This is a genomic window from Stenotrophomonas sp. FW305-3-2-15-E-LB1, from assembly GCF_058787375.1.
In genome coordinates this window covers 179,758-197,362 of the sequence record NZ_JBYSZR010000006.1, presented here as the reverse complement: position 1 = coordinate 197,362, position 17,605 = coordinate 179,758, and the positions used below count along the sequence as shown (strand labels likewise).

Genomic DNA, 17,605 nt, shown 5'->3' with positions numbered 1-17,605 from the left:
GCTTGTCGGTCCCTCCACCCTGGCTCCTACATACCTCGTAGGAGCCGGGGGGAACATACAAGCCATGCTCGGCTGCTCTTGTCTTCCACACAGTCGAGCATGGCTCGACTCTACAAAAGCACCGTTACGAAGAAGGGCGGCCTCGTGGCCGCCCTCCAGGAGCAAGCCGACTGACAGTCGGCTCTACCATTAGCCAGCCGACCAACCGTCGGCGCTATCGTCGGCTTTACCGCTCGGTCGCCGACTCGACCACCATGTCCAGCACGTAGGCCTGCGAGGGAGCGTCGGCCGGCGGGTTCTTCACCGCGAAGCGCTTTACGCGCACCACGTTGCGCACGCCGTCTTCGTGGGTATAGCCCTCGATGGTGCCGTAGAAGTTCTCGAACTTGCCGGGCTCACCCTGCTTCAGGCCCTTGTCGTCGAACTTCACTTCACGCACCTGCAGGCACTGGTAGTCCGGAATCAGCGGGTGCGAGCACTTCTCGGTCTTCGCGGCCACTTCCAGGAACACGGTTTCGCCGGGGCCGCCGAAGCGGGTTTCGGCGGTGGGTTCCGGCGCGAACACCAGCACGTCGCCCTTGGCGGTGGTCAGGGTCAGCGTGCCGTCGGCATCCTGCGCGGTCTTCAACTCGCCCTGCAGGCGGCTGGAGACCGCTTCGTCCAGCGCCATCAGCGCCTTGTCGGTGCAGGCCATCATGGTCGATGCCATCGCGCCCACCTTCAGCGTGCCGTTCTCCAGCGTGTAGCCACCGCCCAGGCGGTTGCAGGTGTTGCTCACCGACAGGCGGCCATCGGCGAAGTCCAGGGTGACCGGCTTGTCATCGCGGGCAAACAGCGCGTCGATGCGCGTGCCGTCGGCCGCGGTGGCCTGCTTCAGCAACCAGTGCTGGCTCTGCAGGCGCTGCGCATCCAGATGCGCCAGCGTCTGCTGGTCCGCCGCCTTGGTCGCGGCCGGGGCCACGTCGTCGCCGCCGGGGCCGGCGGGGGCCGGCGTCTGGCTGCACGCGGCCAGCAGGGCCAGCGGGAGGAGGAGCAGGGTGAGCTTGCGGTTCATGGTGATGAGTCTCCTTGAGGAACCAGGGAAAACGGACCGGCGCCGGCGATGGGGTTGCCCGGCGCCGGCGCTGTTCAGCTACCGGCAGGCAACCAGAGCAGCAGTGCAGCGCCCAGGGCGATGCGGTAGACGGCGAACGCGGTGAATGTGTGCGACTTGATGTAGCCCATCAGCCACTTCACTACGACGAAGCCGGTGATGGCGGCGGCAACGAAGGCCACGCCGACGTCGGTCCAGTTCTCGCTGGCCAGGTTTCCTTCCTTGGCCAGTTCCAGGAAGGTGTAGGCACTGGCGGCGAACATGGTGGGAATACCCAGCAGGAACACGAACTCGGCAGCCGCCGCGCGGCGGCTCAGGCCCAGCAGCATGGCCAGGAAGATCGCCGAGGCCGAACGCGAGGTACCCGGGAACACGCCGGCCACCACCTGCGCCAGGCCCACGCCGATCGCCACGGTCCAGGTCACCTGGTCACGGTCGGGCAGGCGGGCGGTATAGGCCTCCACCAGCAGCATCCAGATGCCGCCGATGATCAGCGCCCAGGCCACCGGGCCCACGGTCTCCGGCAGCGACCAGCCGGCCTTGCGCACCACCAGGCCGACCACCGCGGTCACCAGGAACGCCGCGCCAAGCTTGAACACGTACTCGCGGTTCTCGCGCTGGCCGAAGCCGGTGGCCAGCTGCAGCAGGCGCTGGCGGAACACCAGCACCACGGCCAGGATCGCGCCGGCCTGGATGATGATGTTGAAGAAGTCCGAGCGCGCGCCCAGCCAGTGCTGGGCGATCAGCAGGTGGCCGGTGCTGGAGATCGGCAGGAATTCGGTGAGGCCTTCGAGGATGCCCAGCAACAGGGCGGAGAGCAGATCGGACATGGGTGGAATGGGCGCCGGCAGCGGAAGGAAGAAGGTCGAGAGGATAGACGATCCCTGCCGCACCAAACGGGTGCGCGAGGGCGTGCATGCACTCCTTTGGTGCGCGCCGGCCCGCACCACGCCGGGGCGTGCTGTTTGAAATCAACAACTTGCGGGCGCGGAAAAGTTGGCACGGTCATTGCTCAACCTCAGTAGGCATTCATCCCCATCCGAGGTCGTACCGATGTCCGTGGAAACCGTTGAGAAGCTGATCAAGGACAACCAGATCGAGTTCGTCGATCTGCGTTTCGTGGATATGCGTGGCGTCGAACAGCACGTCACCTTCCCGGTCAGCATCATCGAACCGTCGCTGTTCGAAGAAGGCAAGATGTTCGACGGCAGCTCCATCGCCGGCTGGAAGGGCATCAACGAATCGGACATGGTCCTGCTGCCGGACCCGGCCAGCGCCTATGTCGATCCGTTCTACGCCGATCCGACCATCGTCATCAGCTGCGACATCCTCGACCCGGCCACCATGCAGCCGTACGGCCGCTGCCCGCGCGGCATCGCCAAGCGCGCCGAGGCCTACCTGAAGTCCTCCGGCATCGCCGAAACCGCGTTCTTCGGCCCGGAGCCGGAATTCTTCATCTTCGATTCGGTCCGTTTCGCCAATGAAATGGGCAACACCTTCTTCAAGGTCGATTCGGAAGAAGCGGCCTGGAACAGCGGCGCCAAGTACGACGGCGCCAACAGCGGCTACCGTCCGGGCGTGAAGGGCGGTTACTTCCCCGTTCCGCCGACCGACACCCTGCACGACCTGCGCGCTGAAATGTGCAAGACGCTGGAACAGGTCGGCATCGAAGTGGAAGTGCAGCACCACGAAGTGGCCACTGCCGGCCAGTGCGAGATCGGCACCAAGTTCAGCACCCTGGTGCAGAAGGCCGACGAACTGCTGCGCATGAAGTACGTCATCAAGAACGTGGCGCACCGCAACGGCAAGACCGTCACCTTCATGCCCAAGCCGATCGTCGGCGACAACGGCAGCGGCATGCACGTGCACCAGTCGCTGTCCAAGGGCGGCACCAACCTGTTCTCCGGTGACGGCTACGGCGGCCTGAGCCAGATGGCGCTGTGGTACATCGGCGGCATCTTCAAGCACGCCAAGGCCATCAACGCCTTCGCCAACTCGGGCACCAACAGCTACAAGCGCCTGGTGCCGGGCTTCGAAGCGCCGGTGATGCTGGCCTACTCGGCCCGCAACCGTTCGGCCTCGTGCCGCATTCCGTGGGTGTCCAACCCGAAGGCGCGCCGCATCGAAATGCGCTTCCCCGATCCGATCCAGTCGGGCTACCTGACCTTCACCGCGCTGATGATGGCCGGCCTGGACGGCATCAAGAACCAGATCGACCCGGGCGCACCGAGCGACAAGGACCTGTACGACCTGCCGCCGGAAGAAGAGAAGCTGATCCCGCAGGTCTGTTCCTCGCTGGACCAGGCCCTGGAAGCGCTGGACAAGGACCGCGAGTTCCTCAAGGCCGGCGGCGTGATGAGCGATGACTTCATCGACGGCTACATCGCGCTGAAGATGCAGGAAGTGACCAAGTTCCGCGCGGCCACCCACCCGCTGGAATACCAGCTGTACTACGCCAACTGATCGGGCGGCGATGGCGGTGGGACCTCCCTCCCACCCGCCGCCATCGCCTCCGTTCGTCGCGGCTGGGGAGCCGCATGGCGGGCCCAGGCCCGTCGTGGTAGAGCGGACCGTTGGTCCGCTGCAACAGGGGCAAGAGAGACCGGATACGCGACATGGGCCGCCCTCCCTCCCGCGTCGGTCGTGCAAGGAGAGAGGCACGGCCGTCCCGGCCCATTGCGTGTCCGGTGCAACAGCCATGGCCATCACCACGATGGCCCGTGGTTGCCTGATGCCATCGCGCCGCTGCGCGGTGGCCCCATCCACCATCGGGACATGCGCATGAAACTGATCTCCGCCATCATCCGGCCGTTCAAGCTCGACGAGGTCCGCGAGGCCCTCTCCGACGCTGGCGTGTCGGGCATCACCGTGACCGAAGTGAAAGGTTTCGGTCGCCAGAAGGGCCACACCGAGCTGTATCGCGGCGCCGAGTACGTCGTCGATTTCCTGCCCAAGATCAAGATCGAAACCGTGGTGACCGACGAGCGTGCCGACGCGGTGATCGAAGCGATCCAATCGTCCGCAGGCACCGGCAAGATCGGCGACGGCAAGATCTTCGTCACTGCCGTCGAGCAGGTCATCCGCATCCGCACCGGCGAAATCGGTGCCGACGCGCTGTAACCCCTTCCGGAGACTCCCCCAATGAAGATGCGCCTTCTCACCGGGTGGCAAGCCCGGTTCCATCTCGTGTGCCTGTTGATGCTGCTCAGCGCGCTCGCCGCCGGTGCGTGGCCGGGCACTGCCCACGCCCAGGCCGAGGTTTCACCGCTGCCCAGCGAAACCGTCGCGGTCGAGCCGCTGCAGGCCCCGGTTGCCGCCGCGCCCGCCGCCGCTGAAGCCGCCGCCCCCGCCTTCGACCATGGCGACGTGGCCTGGATGCTCACCTCCACCCTGCTGGTGCTGCTGATGGTGGTGCCCGGACTGGCCCTGTTCTACGGCGGCCTGGTGCGTTCGAAGAACGTGCTGTCGGTGCTCAGCCAGATCCTGGTGGTGTTCTCGCTGGTGCTGCTGCTGTGGGTGTCCTACGGCTACAGCGCGGTGTTCAGTGCAGGCAATCCGTTCTTTGGTTCGTTCACCGAGTTCGCCTTCCTGAAGGGTTTCACCCCCGATTCGGTCGGCAACACGCCCATCAAGGGCCTGCCGGATTACCTGTTCGTCGCGTTCCAGTCGACCTTCGCCGGCATCACCACCGCGCTGATCGTCGGCGCCTTCGCCGAACGCATCAAGTTCCGCGCGGTGCTGCTGTTCTCGGCGCTGTGGTTCACTCTCAGCTACATCCCGATGGCGCACATCGTCTGGGGTGGCGGCTATCTGGGTGAGATGGGCGCGATCGATTTCGCCGGTGGCACCGTGGTGCACATCAACGCGGGCGTGGCCGGCCTGGTCGGTGCCTGGTTCCTGGGCAAGCGCCTGGGCTATGGCCAGACCGCGCTGAAGCCGCACAACGTGCCGTTCACTTACATCGGCGCGATGCTGCTGTGGGTGGGCTGGTTCGGCTTCAACGCCGGCTCGGCCGCGGCGGCCGACACCGTTGCCTCGCTGGCCTTCCTCAACACCGTGCTGGCCACTGCCGCAGCGGTGCTGGGCTGGACCCTCACCGAAGCGATCACCAAGGGCAAGCCGTCGGCACTGGGTGCCGCCTCGGGTGCGGTGGCCGGCCTGGTCGGTATCACCCCGGCCTGCGGCACCGTGGGCCCGCTGGGTGCCATCATCATTGGCTTCGTCGCCGGTGTGGTCTGCGTGTGGGGCGTGACCGGCCTCAAGCGCCTGCTGAAGGTGGACGACACCGCCGACGTGTTCGGCGTGCACGGTGTCGGCGGCATCGTCGGTGCCATCCTCACCGGTGTATTCAGCGCGCAGTCGCTGGGCGGCACCAAGGCTGATCTGGATATCGGCCACCAGGTGTGGGTGCAGGTGGTCAGCGTCGGCCTCACCGTGGTGTGGTCGGCGGTGGTGACGGCGGCCATCCTGCTGCTGGTGAAGGTGGTGGTCGGCCTGCGCGTGACCGAAGAGGCCGAGCGTACCGGCCTGGATGTCACCTCGCACGGCGAATCGGCCTACGAGGCCTGAGGTAACGGCGGGCAGCCTTCTGCCCTGGTAGGTGCCGACCGTTGGTCGGCACTTCCCTCAGCCCACTGTTCCGGTGGGTGCCGACCGTTGGTCGGCACTGCAGCCCTCCAGCCACGCATGGCGTGGCTCTACTGCATCCTTCATGGCCGGCACCGCCCTCCGCCATGGTGGGTACCGACCGTTGGTCGGTACCGCGGCATGCATCCTCGCGCCTGATCGCGCACAATCGGGCACATGCACCCGATCCGCACGTCCCTGATGCTCTCGGCCTGCCTGCTGCTGGCTGCCTGTGCTTCCACCCCGCAGGCGCCGCGCAATCCGCTGGCCACCTGGGTTCCGTCGCCGAACCAGAACGCACGCGATCCGGTGGTCATCGTCATCCACCACACCGAACAGGATTCGGTGCAGCAGAGCCTGCACACGCTGCGCACCGCCAACAGCGGCGGCCGGGTCAGTGCCCATTACCTCATCGGTGCCGATGGCCACCGCTACCAGCTGGTCAGCGATGAACGCCGCGCTTGGCATGCAGGTTCCGGCCGCTGGGGCACCATCACCGATCTCAACTCGGCATCCATCGGCATCGAGCTGGACAACAACGGCAGCACGCCGTTCCCGCCCGCGCAGATCGCCTCGCTGATCCTGCTGCTGCGTGACCTCACCGAGCGCCTGAACATCCCGCCGCGGCAGGTGATCGGCCACGCCGATCTGGCGCCGACGCGCAAGGCCGATCCCAGCCGCTTCTTCCCGTGGCAGCAATTGGCGCAGGCCGGTTTCGGCGTGTGGCCGCGCGCCAGCGATGGCCCCGCACCGGAAGGCTTCGACGCCTGGAACGCGATGGCCCGCTTCGGCTACCCGCTGGAGGATCGCGAGGCGGCCGTCGCGGCGTTCCATCGCCGCTTCCGCGGCAGCGACGACCTGCCGAAGACACTGGACGCCGAAGACGCACGCATCCTGCATTCGTTGCTGCTGCAGACGCCGTAACCTGAACACCCGCCGGGCATGGCCCGGCGCTGCCAAAGGTTGCCCAGCCACCATCGGCCCCACTACATTGCGACGATGATCACTGTTCCGTCGTCGCCGCGCGCGCTCCTCACCGTCCTGGCCGTTGCCCTGCTGGCCGGCTGCGCCACCACCGGCACCCGCCCCGATGCAAAGGCTGCGGCCAAACCCGCTGCCGCCACCTACGCCAAGGTGGACTGGAAGGCGTTGCCGACGGTTTCCGATTCCGACCTGCTGGCGGGCTTCAGCGCTTGGCGCAGCAGCTGCACGCGGCTGAAGAACGATGCGGTCTGGGCCGGGCCCTGCGCGACCGCGGCCACGGTGTCCGACCAGGACCCGGCGGCGATCCGCCAGTTCCTGCAGCGCGACCTCGACGTGTACGCACTACGCGCCGGTGGCCATCAGGCAGATGGCCTGATCACCGGCTACTACGAACCCATCTATCCCGGCAGCCTGACCCGCACGGCCACCGCCACCGTGCCGGTGTACGGCACGCCCGACGATCTGATCGTGGTGCAGCTGGACAGCCTCTACCCCGAACTGAAGGGCAAGCGCCTGCGCGGCCGCCTCGACGGCAAGGTGCTCAAGCCGTATGACGATGCCGGCACCATCGCCAGCAAGGGTTCCAAAGCGCCTGTGCTGGCCTGGCTGACCGACCCGATGGACCTGCAGCTGCTGCAGATCCAGGGCTCGGGGCGCGTGCGCCTGGCCGATGGCACCCAGGTGCGGCTGGCCTACGCCGAGCAGAACGGCCACCCCTACCGCGCCATCGGCCGCTGGCTGGTGGGCCAGGGCGAGTTGAAGAAGGAAGACGTCACCATGGACGCGATCCGCGCCTGGGCGAAGGCGCACCCCGCGCGCGTGCCGGAGCTGCTGCGCAGCAATCCCAGCTACGTGTTCTTCGTGCGCAGCGCCGACAGCCCGGAAGGCCCGCGTGGTTCACTGAACGTGCCGCTCACCGCCGGCTACAGCGTGGCCGTGGACCGCAGCGTGGTGCCGCTGGGCAGCCTGCTGTGGCTGTCCACCACACGCCCGGACGGCAGCCCGGTGGTGCGCCCGGTGGCCGCGCAGGACACCGGCGGTGCCATCGCTGGCGAAGTGCGCGCCGACCTGTACTGGGGCAGTGGCGATGCCGCCGGCAAGCTGGCCGGTGACATGAAGCAGAAGGGCAACCTCTGGATGCTGTGGCCGAAGGGCACCCCCCTGCCGAACTGAACCGGCAGGGGTCGGATCCCTTTCCGAAGCAAAGGGCTCTGACCCCGGATGCCTGATAATGGCGCCATTCCGAACTCTCCGGCCGCCGCTGCGGCCAGGACCCCTGCAATGAAGAACATCAAGAACAACACCGCCAAGAAGTACTACAAGCACTGGGCCGAATCGGGCCTGGGCAAGGGCAACGTGCTGATGGAAGCCCGCGGCGAGAAGATCGTGCGCCAGGTGGAAATCTACGGCACCAAGCTGGTCTGGGCCGACCAGCACGGCCAGAGCGATGACCGTTTCCTGCTGGCCGACCAGCCGGTGTCGTTCCTGGATTTCGACGAGGACGACGAAATCTCCGCGCGCGAGTTTGAAAGCGCCTGGAAGAAGGCCCGGGAAGCCACCGGCTACCCGGTGTAAACACCGCTCCACCCCGCTTTTGTAGCGTCGAGCTTGCTCGACGCTACGGGTCTTGTGCGTGAAATGTTATATGATTACATTTCATCCGCGCCCTTCCATCCCCCATGAAGACCTCCACGCTGGTGGCCGCCCTCGCGACCGCCCCGTTTGCCCCTGAAGCCTTCGCACAGTCCGCCGATGCCGCGCTCACCCTCGGCAAGGTGCAGGTGCACCAGCATGGCGAAGGCCAGTTGAGCGCCCACCAGGTCCTGACCTCGGTGGACGTGCTGGGCGCGGACCAGATCGAAGACCGCAACGTCTCGCACAGCTGGGAGCTGCTGGGGCAGATGCCCGGCATCCAGCTCACCGAAACGCGGCAGGGCGCCGAATCGGGCAAGGTCAGCTTCCGCGCCTTCAACGGCGAGGGCTATCTCAACGCCATCAAGACCCTCATCGACGGCATCCCCAGCAACGTCAACAGCGGCAACCAGCGCTTCATCGACATGCTGTTCCCGCTGGAAATCAGCTACATCGAAGTGGTGCGCGGGACCAACGACCCGCGCTACGGCCTGCACAACATCGGCGGCAACGTGAACTTCGGCACGCGCCAGGGCGGCAACTACACCGATGCGCGGCTGGCCTATGGCAGCTACAACACCCGCGATGCGCAGCTGGCAGTGGGCCGCGAAGCGGATGGCTTCGCGCAGAACTACTTCGTCGGCACCCAGGCCAGCGATGGCTACCGCGACCACGACACCTCGAAGAAGTACTCGCTGGGCGGCAAATGGTTCTACGGCTCGCTGGACGACGGCCTGCGCGTGGGCCTGACCGCGCGCGCGTACCACCACGAAGCCGACGAACCCGGTTTCATGACCGCTGACGAACTGCACGCGCATCGCCGTGGCAGCGATCTGCGCAACGGCAACGATGGCGATGACCGCGACATGCAGCAGATCGCCGCGCACGTGGACCTGAAGCTGTCCGACGCGCTCACCTTCGGCACGCGGCTGTACTACAACCGCTACGAAGACGACCGCCGCGTGACCTTCAGCGACCTGCCCACCGGCAACCTCCCGCGCCAGCGCCGCGTCTGGGATGAACGCCAGACCGGTCTGCTCAGCACGCTCACGTGGCAGGCCAGCCCCGCGCTCACCGTCGAAGGCGGCCTCAATTACGAGCAGCAGGACAACGGCTATATCCGCGAGCGCTACGCCTACGCCGAACCCACCGATTTCAGCCAGGCACCGGCGCGCGTGCAGAACGACGACCGCCACAGCTTCGATAACTGGGGTGCCTATGTGCAGGCCATCTACCAGCCGGCCGAGGCATGGAAGATCGTGCCGGCCTACCGCGTGGACCGCTTCAGTGGCAGCACGAACCTGATGAACGGCGTCAGCGGCCGACTGCAGGACTACGGCACCATCGGCCAGCCGAAGCTGAGCGTCATCCACAGCCTGGGCGACACCACCCACGTCTACGCCAACTGGGGCCGCACCTTCCAGGTGCTCACCGGCTCCACCGCACCGGCCTACCTCACGCCGGGGCAGGCGCCGGTGCAGCCGTCCACCAACACCGGCATGGAGCTGGGCCTGAAGTTCCAGCCCTTCCATGGCAGCCAGGCGCGCCTGGCGGTGTGGCAGCAGGACGCGGAAAACGAGGTGTCGAACATGCCGGCCACCGGCACCACGGTCACCCTGGGCAAGACCCGCCGCCGCGGCGTGGATGCGCAGTTGAGCCTGCAGCTGGGCGACGACTGGACGGTGTGGGCCTCGCACGCCTACCAGGAAGCGAAGATCACCCGCGACGACCGCGATGCCAGCATTTCACTGCAGGGCAGGGAAGTGGCCGCCACCCCGCGCCACATCAGCAACCTCGGTGTGGACTATCGCGCCAGCGACGCGTTGCGCCTGGGCCTGCAGGCACGCGCGCAGGGCGATTACTACCTGGAAGAGCGCAACGAGGCCGGCAAGTTCGATGGCTTCGCCGTGCTCGACCTCAGTGCCGCGTACCAGATCAACCCGCGCTGGAGCGTGGACCTGCAGCTGAAGAACGTCACCGGCCGCGAGTACGCCTATGCGTGGTACGACAGCTTCTTCTGGGACAGCGCCCGCCCGATGTTCTCGCCCGCCCCGGGCCGCAGCGTGTTCGTCGGCCTGAACATGAAGCTGTAACCCGGCCACGCATCCGGTAGTGGTCGAGCTTGCTCGACCTGTGGCCGGGGTCAGAGCCCTTTCCTGACGGAAAGGGATCCGAGCCCGGGTAGATTCATGCCACCGCGTTGTAAGGCTCGATCCGCGCCAGCACCTCGGCCAGCTTCTCCTTGGTCATCGCCGCATCGAAATCCGCCTGCAGTCCGATCCAGAACTTGTCGGACACGCCGAAATAACGGGACAGCCGCAGTCCGGTGTCTGCCGTCACGGCACGCTGGCCGGTAACAATCTCGCCGATCCGGCGCTGCGACACGCCGATTGCCTTGGCCAGGCGGTACTGGGTGATGCCCAGCGGCTCCAGGAACTCATGCAGCAGGATCTCGCCGGGAGCGGGGTAGGGGACGATTCGCATGCGCGCGGCTCCTTCAGTGGTAATCGACAATTTCAACTTCAGCCGGGCCTTCTCGGGCCCAGACGAAGCACAACCGGAACTGATCATTGATGCGGATGCTGTACTGGCCGCACCGGTTTCCGTGCAATGGCTCCAAGCGATTGGCCGGAGGTATGCGCAGATCCCGCAGATCGGCCGCAACGTTGAGCATCGCCAACTTACGCAGAGCAGCGGCTTCGATGTGGCGCCACCTCGGCACGCGTTGGCCATCAAACAGCGCCTGCGTGCGTTTGCAGGCGAACGACTGGATCGGCATGGTAGTAACGTTTGTCGATAGTATCGTAAGTCGTTAGTATCTGCTCAGCAAGCCTGACAGGTAATTCCCACGCACGACGTCCGGTGACGCATTCGAAGTGATCTGATGCCCGCCGTCGGTTTTGCACTACATTGGTGCAATGTCCGACCCCGCACCCCCGCCGTCCCTTGATGCCCTCGGCACGCCGCTGGCCTGGGCCGGGGCCGATGGCCGCATCATCGGCTGCAATCCGGCCTTCGCCCGCTGGCTGGGCGTCAGCGTCCGCCGCCTGATCGGCCAGCCGCTGGCCGCGCTGGAAGTGCAGGGCGAGGCGCTGGCCCATTTCCTCGCCCGCGACGAGCGCGACAGCCTGCGGCTCAACCGCCTGGCGCTGGCCCTGCCGGGCGAGGGCGCGCGTTTCGCCGAAGGCTGGATGAGCCGCCGCGACGATGGCGGCTGGCTGCTCGAAGCCCATCCGGTCGACGAGTTTCCCGGGCTCGACCCGACCCAGGCCCTGCCCAGCGCGCTCAGTGCCGCGCTGAAGGGCCTGGCCCACGAGCTGCGCAACCCGCTGGCGGGGTTGAAGGGCGCGGCCCAGCTGCTGGCCCGCCGTGCCGCCCAGCGCGATGCCAGCGAGCGCGAACTGATCGAGCTGATCGGTTCGGAAATCGAGCGCCTCAACGGCCTGCTCGACCAGCTGCTGTCGCCGGCACCCGCCGCGCCGCATGCACCGCTGAACATCCACGCCTCGCTGGAACGCGTGCTGCGCCTGGCCGAAAGCGAGGCTGGCTGGGCCGTGCGCCTGCAGCGCGACTACGACCCCAGCATTCCCGAATTCGATGGCGATGCCGACCGCCTCACCCAGGCGGTGTGGAACCTGGTGCGCAACGCCATCCAGGCCGGCGCCGGGGTCATCACCCTGCGCACGCGCGTCGAGCACGGCGTGCGCATCGCCGAACAGCTGCACACGCTGGCCCTGCGCCTGGAAATCGCCGATGACGGCCGTGGCGTGCCCGAGGAACTGGCCGAGCACCTGTTCCTGCCGCTGGTCAGTGGCCGCGCCGAAGGCACCGGCCTGGGCCTGGCACTGGCCCAGCAGGTGGCGCGCGAACACCGTGGCACGCTCACCTACCGCTCGCGCCCGGGCCATACCGTGTTCACCCTGCTGCTGCCGATCGGCAACGGCGCCGCCCCGGCCGAGGAGACCCCGCGCGATGTCTGATTCCCCCACCACCGCGCAGCGCATCTGGGTGGTCGACGATGACCGCGCCGTGCGCTTCGTGCTGTGCACCGCGCTGCGCGAGGCGGGCTACCAGGTCGTCGATTTCGACAGCGCCGCACCTGCGCTGAAGGCCCTCAACGAAGGCCCGGCGCCAGCGCTGCTGTTCACCGACGTGCGCATGCCCGGCGACGATGGCCTGGTGCTGCTGGACAAGCTGAAGGCCGCGCTGCCGCAGTTGCCGGTGGTGGTGATGTCGGCCTACACCGATGTGGCCAGCACGGCAGGCGCCTTCCGCGGCGGCGCCCACGAATTCCTGTCCAAGCCCTTCGATCTGGATGATGCGGTGGCCCTGGCCCAGCGCGTGCTGCCTGCCGTGGCACCGGCATTGGCCGCGCCCACGCCGGTGGCCGACGCGCCCAGCGATCAGCCGCCGCAGCTGGTGGGCGATACGCCGCCGATGCGCGCGCTGTTCCGCGCCATCGGGCGCCTGGCGCAGGCGCCGCTGGCGGTGCTCATCACCGGCGAAACCGGCACCGGCAAGGAGCTGGTGGCCAACGCCCTGCACCGCGAATCGCCGCGCGCCCACGGACCATTCGTTGCGCTCAACACCGCCGCCATTCCGGCCGAACTGCTGGAAAGCGAACTGTTCGGCCACGAGGCCGGCGCCTTCACCGGTGCGCAGCGCCGCCACATCGGCCGCTTCGAGCAGGCCAACGGCGGCACGCTGTTCCTCGATGAAATCGGCGACATGCCGCTGCCGCTGCAGACCCGCCTGCTGCGCGTGTTGGCCCAGGGCGAATTCTTCCGCGTTGGTGGGCGCGAGCTGATCCATGTGGATGTGCGCGTGGTCGCTGCCACCCACCAGGACCTGGAAGGGTTGGTCGCGCAGGGCAGGTTCCGCGCCGACCTGCTGCACCGCCTGGACGTGGTGCGCCTGCAGCTGCCGCCGCTGCGCGAGCGCCGCGAGGACATCGCGCAGCTGGCCACCACCTTCCTGGCCGCCGCCGCGCACAAGCTCGACACGCCGCCGAAGCGGCTCACTGCTGCCGCCCTGCAGGCGCTGCGCGAGCACGACTGGCCCGGCAACGTGCGCGAACTGGAGAACGTCTGCTGGCGCATGGCGGCACTTGCCGCCGCCGACACCATCGGCGTGGCCGACGTCGATACCGCGCTGAACCGCACGCGCAGCCGCCGTGGCGGTGCCGCAGGCGCCGACCCGGGGCAGTGGGAAGCGCTGCTGTCCGAATGGGCGCGTCGGCAGCTGGCCGAGGGCGCTGAAGGCCTGCATGCGCAGGTGCGCGAACGGGTGGACCACGCCCTGCTGGAGGCAGCGCTGCAGATTACCCATGGCCGCCGCGCCGAAGCCGCCGCGCGGCTCGGCCTGGGCCGCAACACGCTCACCCGCAAGCTGGGCGCGGGCCGCCGCCGCGGGAGCCATTGAACGGCCCGTGCACACGGTCCTCGCGCCCGCTTGCCGAACTGTTGATCCGCCATGGACGATGCCGTCCGTAGTGTTCCCTGCAAGGAGTTCCTGATGCGCCTTTCACCTGCCATCCTGCCGCTGTCCGCCGCCGTGCTGCTGTCTGCCTGTGGCAGCGCGCCGCAGAAGTCGCAGCCCACCCCGCCGCCGGTGGTCACCACGCCCGTGGCCCAGTTGGCCGAAGCCAACCTGGCGCCGGCCTCGGCAAGCATCGTCAGTGGCCGCCTGGTGCTGAAGACCGAAAGCGGTGGCGTGCACCTGACCGGCCTGGTCGGTGGCCTGCAGCCGATGCAGCAGGCCGGCTTCGACATCCACGAACGCGGTGACTGCAGCGCGGTGGATGCCAGCAGCGCCGGCAACCACTTCAATCCCGCTGGCAGCGCGCACGGCCGCGCCGGCAGCGGCAAGCACCACCTGGGCGACATCGACAACCTGCAGGCTGATGCCCAGGGCCGCGCGAACATCGATGTGCACCTGAAGGGCGTTACCCTTGGGGGAGGCGCCGCCACCGATATCGCCGGACGTGCACTGGTCGTGCATGCCAACGCCGATGACTATCGCAGCCAGCCCGCCGGCAATGCCGGCGTCCGCATCGCCTGCGGTGTGATCCGGGTTACCCGCTGATCGCCACGGGCTTCATTCCAAGGAGAGTTCCATGCGTCTGATCCATACCTCGCTGTTCGCGGCCATCGCCGCCCTGGGCCTGGCGGCCTGCAACCAGCAGCCGGCCGCCCCGGAAGCCGAAGCGCCGGCCACCACCCCGGCCGAAGGCTCGGCAGCACCGGCTGATCCGGCCGCTGCACCGGCCACCGAAGCCGCCCCGGCCACCGATGCCACGGCCACGGCCGAACTGGCACCGACCCAGGGCAACGAGACCAAGGGCAGCGTCACCTTCAAGGTGGTCGACGGCAAGGTGCACGTGACCGGCCAGATCAGCGGCCTGAAGCCGGGCAGCGAGCACGGCTTCCACATCCACGAGAAGGGCGACTGCAGCGCGCCGGACGGCATGAGCGCCGGCGGCCACTTCAACCCGGGCAAGCAGGACCACGGCAATGTGTCGGCCGACCCGCACCACGGCGGCGACATGCCCAACATCAAGGCCGACGACAAGGGCGTGGCCACCATCGACGGCCCGGTCTCGAGCAACGTCAACATCGGCAAGGGTGATGACTTCGACATCATCGGCCGCGGCCTGATCGTCCACGCCGACGCGGACGACTACAAGACCCAGCCGACCGGCAACGCCGGCGCACGCCTGGCCTGCGCGGTCATCCAGAAGGCCCCGTAAGGAAATGAAAAACGCCGGCGCAAGCCGGCGTTTTTCCTGATCGGTAGTGCCGGCCGCTGGCCGGCAATCGCAGATCCCGGGTTGCCGGCCAGCGCCCGGCACTACCCATCAGCGCGCCAGCAGCTCGCGCGCGTCCTGCCCGGCCTCGCAGTGCACGAACAGCACCGGCACGCCGTGCGCTTCCAGCACCGCGGCCATCTGCCGCTGGCGCATCAGGAACTGTTCGTAGATGCCCTGCAGGCGGTCGCAGTCGTTCTTGCTGTGGTTGTAGTACGCGCACCAGCCGGCCGGATCGAACAGCGCCATGCGTGCCTCGCCCTGCGTATAGCGCAGCAGCGGCTCGGGTGCGTTCTCCAGCCACTCGTCCTGGCCCGGGGCCAGGATCGCGGTCTCGATCAGCGGCCACAGCGCGGCCAGGCCCTGGTTGTCGTACTGCATCGACATCATCGCGGCCAGGTCGTTCACGGTGAAGTAGCGCGCGTGCTCGATGCGGGCACCGAAGCTGTTCTGCGCCATCAACGCCGTATCAGCATGGGCCATGCCGTTGGCCAGCAGCACGTCTTCCAGCGCATCGGCCACGGCCGCGGTGGTCGCCACGTCGCTGCCGGTCAGCAGGAAGGGCACCACGCGCAGGCCACCGCCCACCAGCGTCGCATCGGCCTGGAACGGCAGCGGCACTTCACCATCGGCGCCAGCACCGAAGGCCAGCAGGCGCGGGCCCTGGCTGCGGCCCGGGGCACGCATCTGCAGTTCTTCCAGGCGGCGGTGGATCGGCCAGCCCGGGCGCAGGATTTCAGCGGGGTCGAAATGGGCGGCGGCGAACACCAGGTCCAGCCCGGCCACCTGCGGCACCAGCTTGGCCAGGTCACGGCCGATACGGTCGGCCAGTTCACCGGCCTGGTCGGCGCTGAGCACCGCCTGGCGGGGGATTTCGCCGTTGGCCAGTTCCAGGGCCAGCACGCCAAGGGCATTCATCGCGGGGTCGGGTTTGCTCATGGTTCCACGGTTGGCCCATCACAGGGCGGCAGCTACACTTGGCTCCATTATGCCTGCTCTGCCGTGCAGGCCATGTTGCAGACACCCTCATCCATGCCAGGTATCTCCATGCCCAACGCTCGTCCCGTCGCCATCCTCGGTGGCGTCCGCATTCCGTTCTGCCGCCAGAACACCGCGTATTCGGATGTCGGCAACCTCGGCATGTCGGTGCGGACACTGGGTGCGCTGGTCGAACGCTTCGGCCTGCACGGCCAGCAGCTGGGTGAAGTGGCCATGGGTGCGGTCATCAAGCATTCCAGCGACTGGAACCTGGGCCGCGAAGCCACGCTGTCCTCCGGCCTGTCGCCGTTGACCCCCGGCATCACCCTGCAGCGCGCCTGCGGCACCTCGCTGGACAGCATCATCACCGTGGCCAACAAGATCGCCCTGGGGCAGATCGAATCGGGCATCGGTGGTGGTTCGGACACCACGTCCGACGTGCCGATCGTCTACGGCAAGAAGCTGCGCGCGCGCCTGCTGGCCGCCAACCGTGCCAAGAGCACCGGCGACAAGATCCGCGCGTTGACCTCGGGCTTCAAGTTCTCCGAGCTCAAGCCCGAGTTCCCCGGCGTGGCCGAGCCGCGCACCGGCAAGAGCATGGGCGACCATTGCGAGGACATGGCCAAGGAATGGAACATCTCGCGCGATTCGCAGGACGAATGGGCGGTGTCCTCGCACAAGAAGCTGGCCGCCGCCTACGAGCGCGGCTTCTTCAGCGACCTGATCGCCCCGTTCCGCGGCGTCGAGCGTGACAACATCCTGCGCGCGGACACCTCGCTGGAAAAGCTGGCCACGCTGAAGCCGGCCTTCGACAAGGTCTCCGGCCGTGGCACCCTCACCGCCGCCAATTCCACCCCGCTCACCGATGGTGCCGCGGCGGTGCTGCTGGCCAGCGAGGAATGGGCCAGCGCGCACGGCCACGAACCGCAGGCCTACCTGCGCGATGCCCATGTATCGGCAGTGGATTTCGTGCATGGCGAAGGCCTGCTGATGGCGCCGACCGTGGCCGTGCCGGAGATGCTCAAGCGCAACGGCCTGACCCTGCAGGACTTCGACATCTACGAGATCCACGAGGCCTTCGCTGCGCAGGTGCTGTGCACCCTGCGTGCGTGGGAGAGCGAGGATTACTGCCGCAACCGCCTGGGCCTGGATGCACCGATGGGCCGCATCGACCCGGACAAGATCAACCTGCTGGGTTCGTCGCTGGCCACCGGCCACCCGTTTGCCGCCACCGGCGCACGCGTGATCGCGACGGCAGCCAAGCAGCTGGCAGAACGCGGCGGTGGCCGCGCGCTGGTGTCGATCTGCACCGCCGGCGGCATGGGCGTGGTGGCGATCGTCGAACGTTGATTACCGCTGCTCTGGTGGGTGCCGACCGTTGGTCGGCACGCTTCGAGCGCCAACCAAGGTTGGCGACTACCAGATCAACAAAAAACGCCGCCCATCGGGCGGCGTTCTTTGTTGGTGGATGCCGACCGTTGGTCGGC

The 17,605-nt window shown here is 67.6% G+C and carries 17 protein-coding genes; 12 read left to right on the top strand and 5 right to left on the bottom strand.

What is annotated here, in order from left to right:
* Window positions 1–226 precede the first annotated feature (226 nt).
* Both AC3WL7_RS07110 and AC3WL7_RS07105 read right to left on the bottom strand, forming a co-directional pair.
* The gene (locus tag AC3WL7_RS07110; RefSeq protein WP_492749808.1) at window positions 227–1,054 is read right to left on the bottom strand and encodes an META domain-containing protein; all 828 of its coding nucleotides are present in this window, start codon (window positions 1,052–1,054) and stop codon (window positions 227–229) included.
* Between the two features lie 74 nt (window positions 1,055–1,128).
* Window positions 1,129–1,923, bottom strand: a complete 795-nt coding sequence (locus AC3WL7_RS07105; protein ID WP_492749807.1) for an undecaprenyl-diphosphate phosphatase — start codon at window positions 1,921–1,923, stop codon at window positions 1,129–1,131.
* Between the two features lie 223 nt (window positions 1,924–2,146).
* Here AC3WL7_RS07105 and glnA point away from each other — a divergent pair, with 223 nt between their 5' ends.
* The 7 genes from glnA to AC3WL7_RS07070 all read left to right on the top strand — a co-directional run bounded on the left by glnA (window position 2,147) and on the right by AC3WL7_RS07070 (window position 10,428).
* Window positions 2,147–3,556, top strand: a complete 1,410-nt coding sequence (gene glnA, locus AC3WL7_RS07100) for a type I glutamate--ammonia ligase (RefSeq protein ID WP_079224668.1) — start codon at window positions 2,147–2,149, stop codon at window positions 3,554–3,556.
* A 318-nt stretch (window positions 3,557–3,874) separates the two neighbouring features.
* Window positions 3,875–4,213, top strand: a complete 339-nt coding sequence (locus tag AC3WL7_RS07095) for a P-II family nitrogen regulator (protein ID WP_004134334.1) — start codon at window positions 3,875–3,877, stop codon at window positions 4,211–4,213.
* 21 nt (window positions 4,214–4,234) lie between these two features.
* Window positions 4,235–5,662: an ammonium transporter gene (amt, locus tag AC3WL7_RS07090; RefSeq protein WP_283220938.1), complete on the top strand. Its 1,428-nt coding sequence runs from the start codon at window positions 4,235–4,237 to the stop codon at window positions 5,660–5,662.
* Between the two features lie 234 nt (window positions 5,663–5,896).
* Complete coding sequence (locus tag AC3WL7_RS07085) at window positions 5,897–6,643, top strand: N-acetylmuramoyl-L-alanine amidase (RefSeq protein WP_492749806.1); 747 nt, start codon at window positions 5,897–5,899, stop codon at window positions 6,641–6,643.
* A 75-nt stretch (window positions 6,644–6,718) separates the two neighbouring features.
* Window positions 6,719–7,876 carry a murein transglycosylase A gene (gene mltA, locus AC3WL7_RS07080; RefSeq protein ID WP_492749805.1) on the top strand — a complete coding sequence of 386 codons (1,158 nt, stop codon included), beginning with the start codon at window positions 6,719–6,721 and terminating at the stop codon, window positions 7,874–7,876.
* 108 nt (window positions 7,877–7,984) lie between these two features.
* The gene (locus tag AC3WL7_RS07075) at window positions 7,985–8,278 is read left to right on the top strand and encodes a hypothetical protein (protein ID WP_492749804.1); all 294 of its coding nucleotides are present in this window, start codon (window positions 7,985–7,987) and stop codon (window positions 8,276–8,278) included.
* A gap of 104 nt (window positions 8,279–8,382) precedes the next feature.
* The gene (locus AC3WL7_RS07070; protein WP_492749803.1) at window positions 8,383–10,428 is read left to right on the top strand and encodes a TonB-dependent receptor; all 2,046 of its coding nucleotides are present in this window, start codon (window positions 8,383–8,385) and stop codon (window positions 10,426–10,428) included.
* A 94-nt stretch (window positions 10,429–10,522) separates the two neighbouring features.
* On the opposite strand, the gene AC3WL7_RS07065 is transcribed toward AC3WL7_RS07070, so the two are convergent.
* Both AC3WL7_RS07065 and AC3WL7_RS07060 read right to left on the bottom strand, forming a co-directional pair.
* Window positions 10,523–10,819 (bottom strand): HigA family addiction module antitoxin, encoded by a 297-nt coding sequence (locus tag AC3WL7_RS07065; protein WP_492749802.1) that lies wholly within the window; start codon window positions 10,817–10,819, stop codon window positions 10,523–10,525.
* Between the two features lie 13 nt (window positions 10,820–10,832).
* Entirely contained in the window at window positions 10,833–11,114 is a 282-nt protein-coding gene (locus AC3WL7_RS07060; RefSeq protein WP_492749801.1) for a type II toxin-antitoxin system RelE/ParE family toxin, read from the bottom strand.
* Window positions 11,115–11,253: 139 nt separating this feature from the next.
* Between AC3WL7_RS07060 and AC3WL7_RS07055 the strand changes: the two genes are divergently transcribed.
* The 4 genes from AC3WL7_RS07055 (at window position 11,254) to AC3WL7_RS07040 (ending at window position 15,083) form a co-directional block, all read left to right on the top strand.
* Entirely contained in the window at window positions 11,254–12,315 is a 1,062-nt protein-coding gene (locus AC3WL7_RS07055) for a two-component system sensor histidine kinase NtrB (RefSeq protein ID WP_492749800.1), read from the top strand.
* On the top strand, window positions 12,308–13,756 hold the full coding sequence (gene ntrC, locus AC3WL7_RS07050; protein WP_492749799.1) for a nitrogen regulation protein NR(I): 1,449 nt from the start codon (window positions 12,308–12,310) through the stop codon (window positions 13,754–13,756). The genes AC3WL7_RS07055 and ntrC overlap by 8 nt, the downstream gene beginning before the upstream one ends.
* 93 nt (window positions 13,757–13,849) lie before the next feature.
* Window positions 13,850–14,419: a superoxide dismutase family protein gene (locus AC3WL7_RS07045; protein WP_492749798.1), complete on the top strand. Its 570-nt coding sequence runs from the start codon at window positions 13,850–13,852 to the stop codon at window positions 14,417–14,419.
* Between the two features lie 31 nt (window positions 14,420–14,450).
* The gene (locus AC3WL7_RS07040; RefSeq protein ID WP_108745663.1) at window positions 14,451–15,083 is read left to right on the top strand and encodes a superoxide dismutase family protein; all 633 of its coding nucleotides are present in this window, start codon (window positions 14,451–14,453) and stop codon (window positions 15,081–15,083) included.
* Window positions 15,084–15,191: 108 nt separating this feature from the next.
* Here AC3WL7_RS07040 and AC3WL7_RS07035 read toward each other — a convergent pair whose 3' ends face one another.
* Window positions 15,192–16,079 carry a hypothetical protein gene (locus AC3WL7_RS07035; protein WP_492749797.1) on the bottom strand — a complete coding sequence of 296 codons (888 nt, stop codon included), beginning with the start codon at window positions 16,077–16,079 and terminating at the stop codon, window positions 15,192–15,194.
* A 93-nt stretch (window positions 16,080–16,172) separates the two neighbouring features.
* Here AC3WL7_RS07035 and AC3WL7_RS07030 point away from each other — a divergent pair, with 93 nt between their 5' ends.
* The gene (locus tag AC3WL7_RS07030; RefSeq protein WP_492749796.1) at window positions 16,173–17,468 is read left to right on the top strand and encodes an acetyl-CoA C-acetyltransferase; all 1,296 of its coding nucleotides are present in this window, start codon (window positions 16,173–16,175) and stop codon (window positions 17,466–17,468) included.
* Window positions 17,469–17,605 lie beyond the last annotated feature (137 nt).

Excerpts from the sequence above, each read along its gene's own strand:
- AC3WL7_RS07065 (WP_492749802.1), bottom strand. The coding sequence starts at position 10,819 with ATGCGAATCGTCCCCTACCCCGCTCCCGGCGAGATCCTGCTGCATGAG.
- AC3WL7_RS07060 (WP_492749801.1), bottom strand. The coding sequence starts at position 11,114 with ATGCCGATCCAGTCGTTCGCCTGCAAACGCACGCAGGCGCTGTTTGAT.
- AC3WL7_RS07070 (WP_492749803.1), top strand. The coding sequence starts at position 8,383 with ATGAAGACCTCCACGCTGGTGGCCGCCCTCGCGACCGCCCCGTTTGCC.
- AC3WL7_RS07040 (WP_108745663.1), top strand. The coding sequence starts at position 14,451 with ATGCGTCTGATCCATACCTCGCTGTTCGCGGCCATCGCCGCCCTGGGC.
- AC3WL7_RS07075 (WP_492749804.1), top strand. The coding sequence starts at position 7,985 with ATGAAGAACATCAAGAACAACACCGCCAAGAAGTACTACAAGCACTGG.
- ntrC (WP_492749799.1), top strand. The coding sequence starts at position 12,308 with ATGTCTGATTCCCCCACCACCGCGCAGCGCATCTGGGTGGTCGACGAT.
- AC3WL7_RS07110 (WP_492749808.1), bottom strand. The coding sequence starts at position 1,054 with ATGAACCGCAAGCTCACCCTGCTCCTCCTCCCGCTGGCCCTGCTGGCC.
- mltA (WP_492749805.1), top strand. The coding sequence starts at position 6,719 with ATGATCACTGTTCCGTCGTCGCCGCGCGCGCTCCTCACCGTCCTGGCC.
- AC3WL7_RS07035 (WP_492749797.1), bottom strand. The coding sequence starts at position 16,079 with ATGAGCAAACCCGACCCCGCGATGAATGCCCTTGGCGTGCTGGCCCTG.
- AC3WL7_RS07085 (WP_492749806.1), top strand. The coding sequence starts at position 5,897 with ATGCACCCGATCCGCACGTCCCTGATGCTCTCGGCCTGCCTGCTGCTG.
- AC3WL7_RS07030 (WP_492749796.1), top strand. The coding sequence starts at position 16,173 with ATGCCAGGTATCTCCATGCCCAACGCTCGTCCCGTCGCCATCCTCGGT.
- amt (WP_283220938.1), top strand. The coding sequence starts at position 4,235 with ATGAAGATGCGCCTTCTCACCGGGTGGCAAGCCCGGTTCCATCTCGTG.
- AC3WL7_RS07045 (WP_492749798.1), top strand. The coding sequence starts at position 13,850 with ATGCGCCTTTCACCTGCCATCCTGCCGCTGTCCGCCGCCGTGCTGCTG.
- AC3WL7_RS07105 (WP_492749807.1), bottom strand. The coding sequence starts at position 1,923 with ATGTCCGATCTGCTCTCCGCCCTGTTGCTGGGCATCCTCGAAGGCCTC.
- AC3WL7_RS07095 (WP_004134334.1), top strand. The coding sequence starts at position 3,875 with ATGAAACTGATCTCCGCCATCATCCGGCCGTTCAAGCTCGACGAGGTC.
- AC3WL7_RS07055 (WP_492749800.1), top strand. The coding sequence starts at position 11,254 with ATGTCCGACCCCGCACCCCCGCCGTCCCTTGATGCCCTCGGCACGCCG.
- glnA (WP_079224668.1), top strand. The coding sequence starts at position 2,147 with ATGTCCGTGGAAACCGTTGAGAAGCTGATCAAGGACAACCAGATCGAG.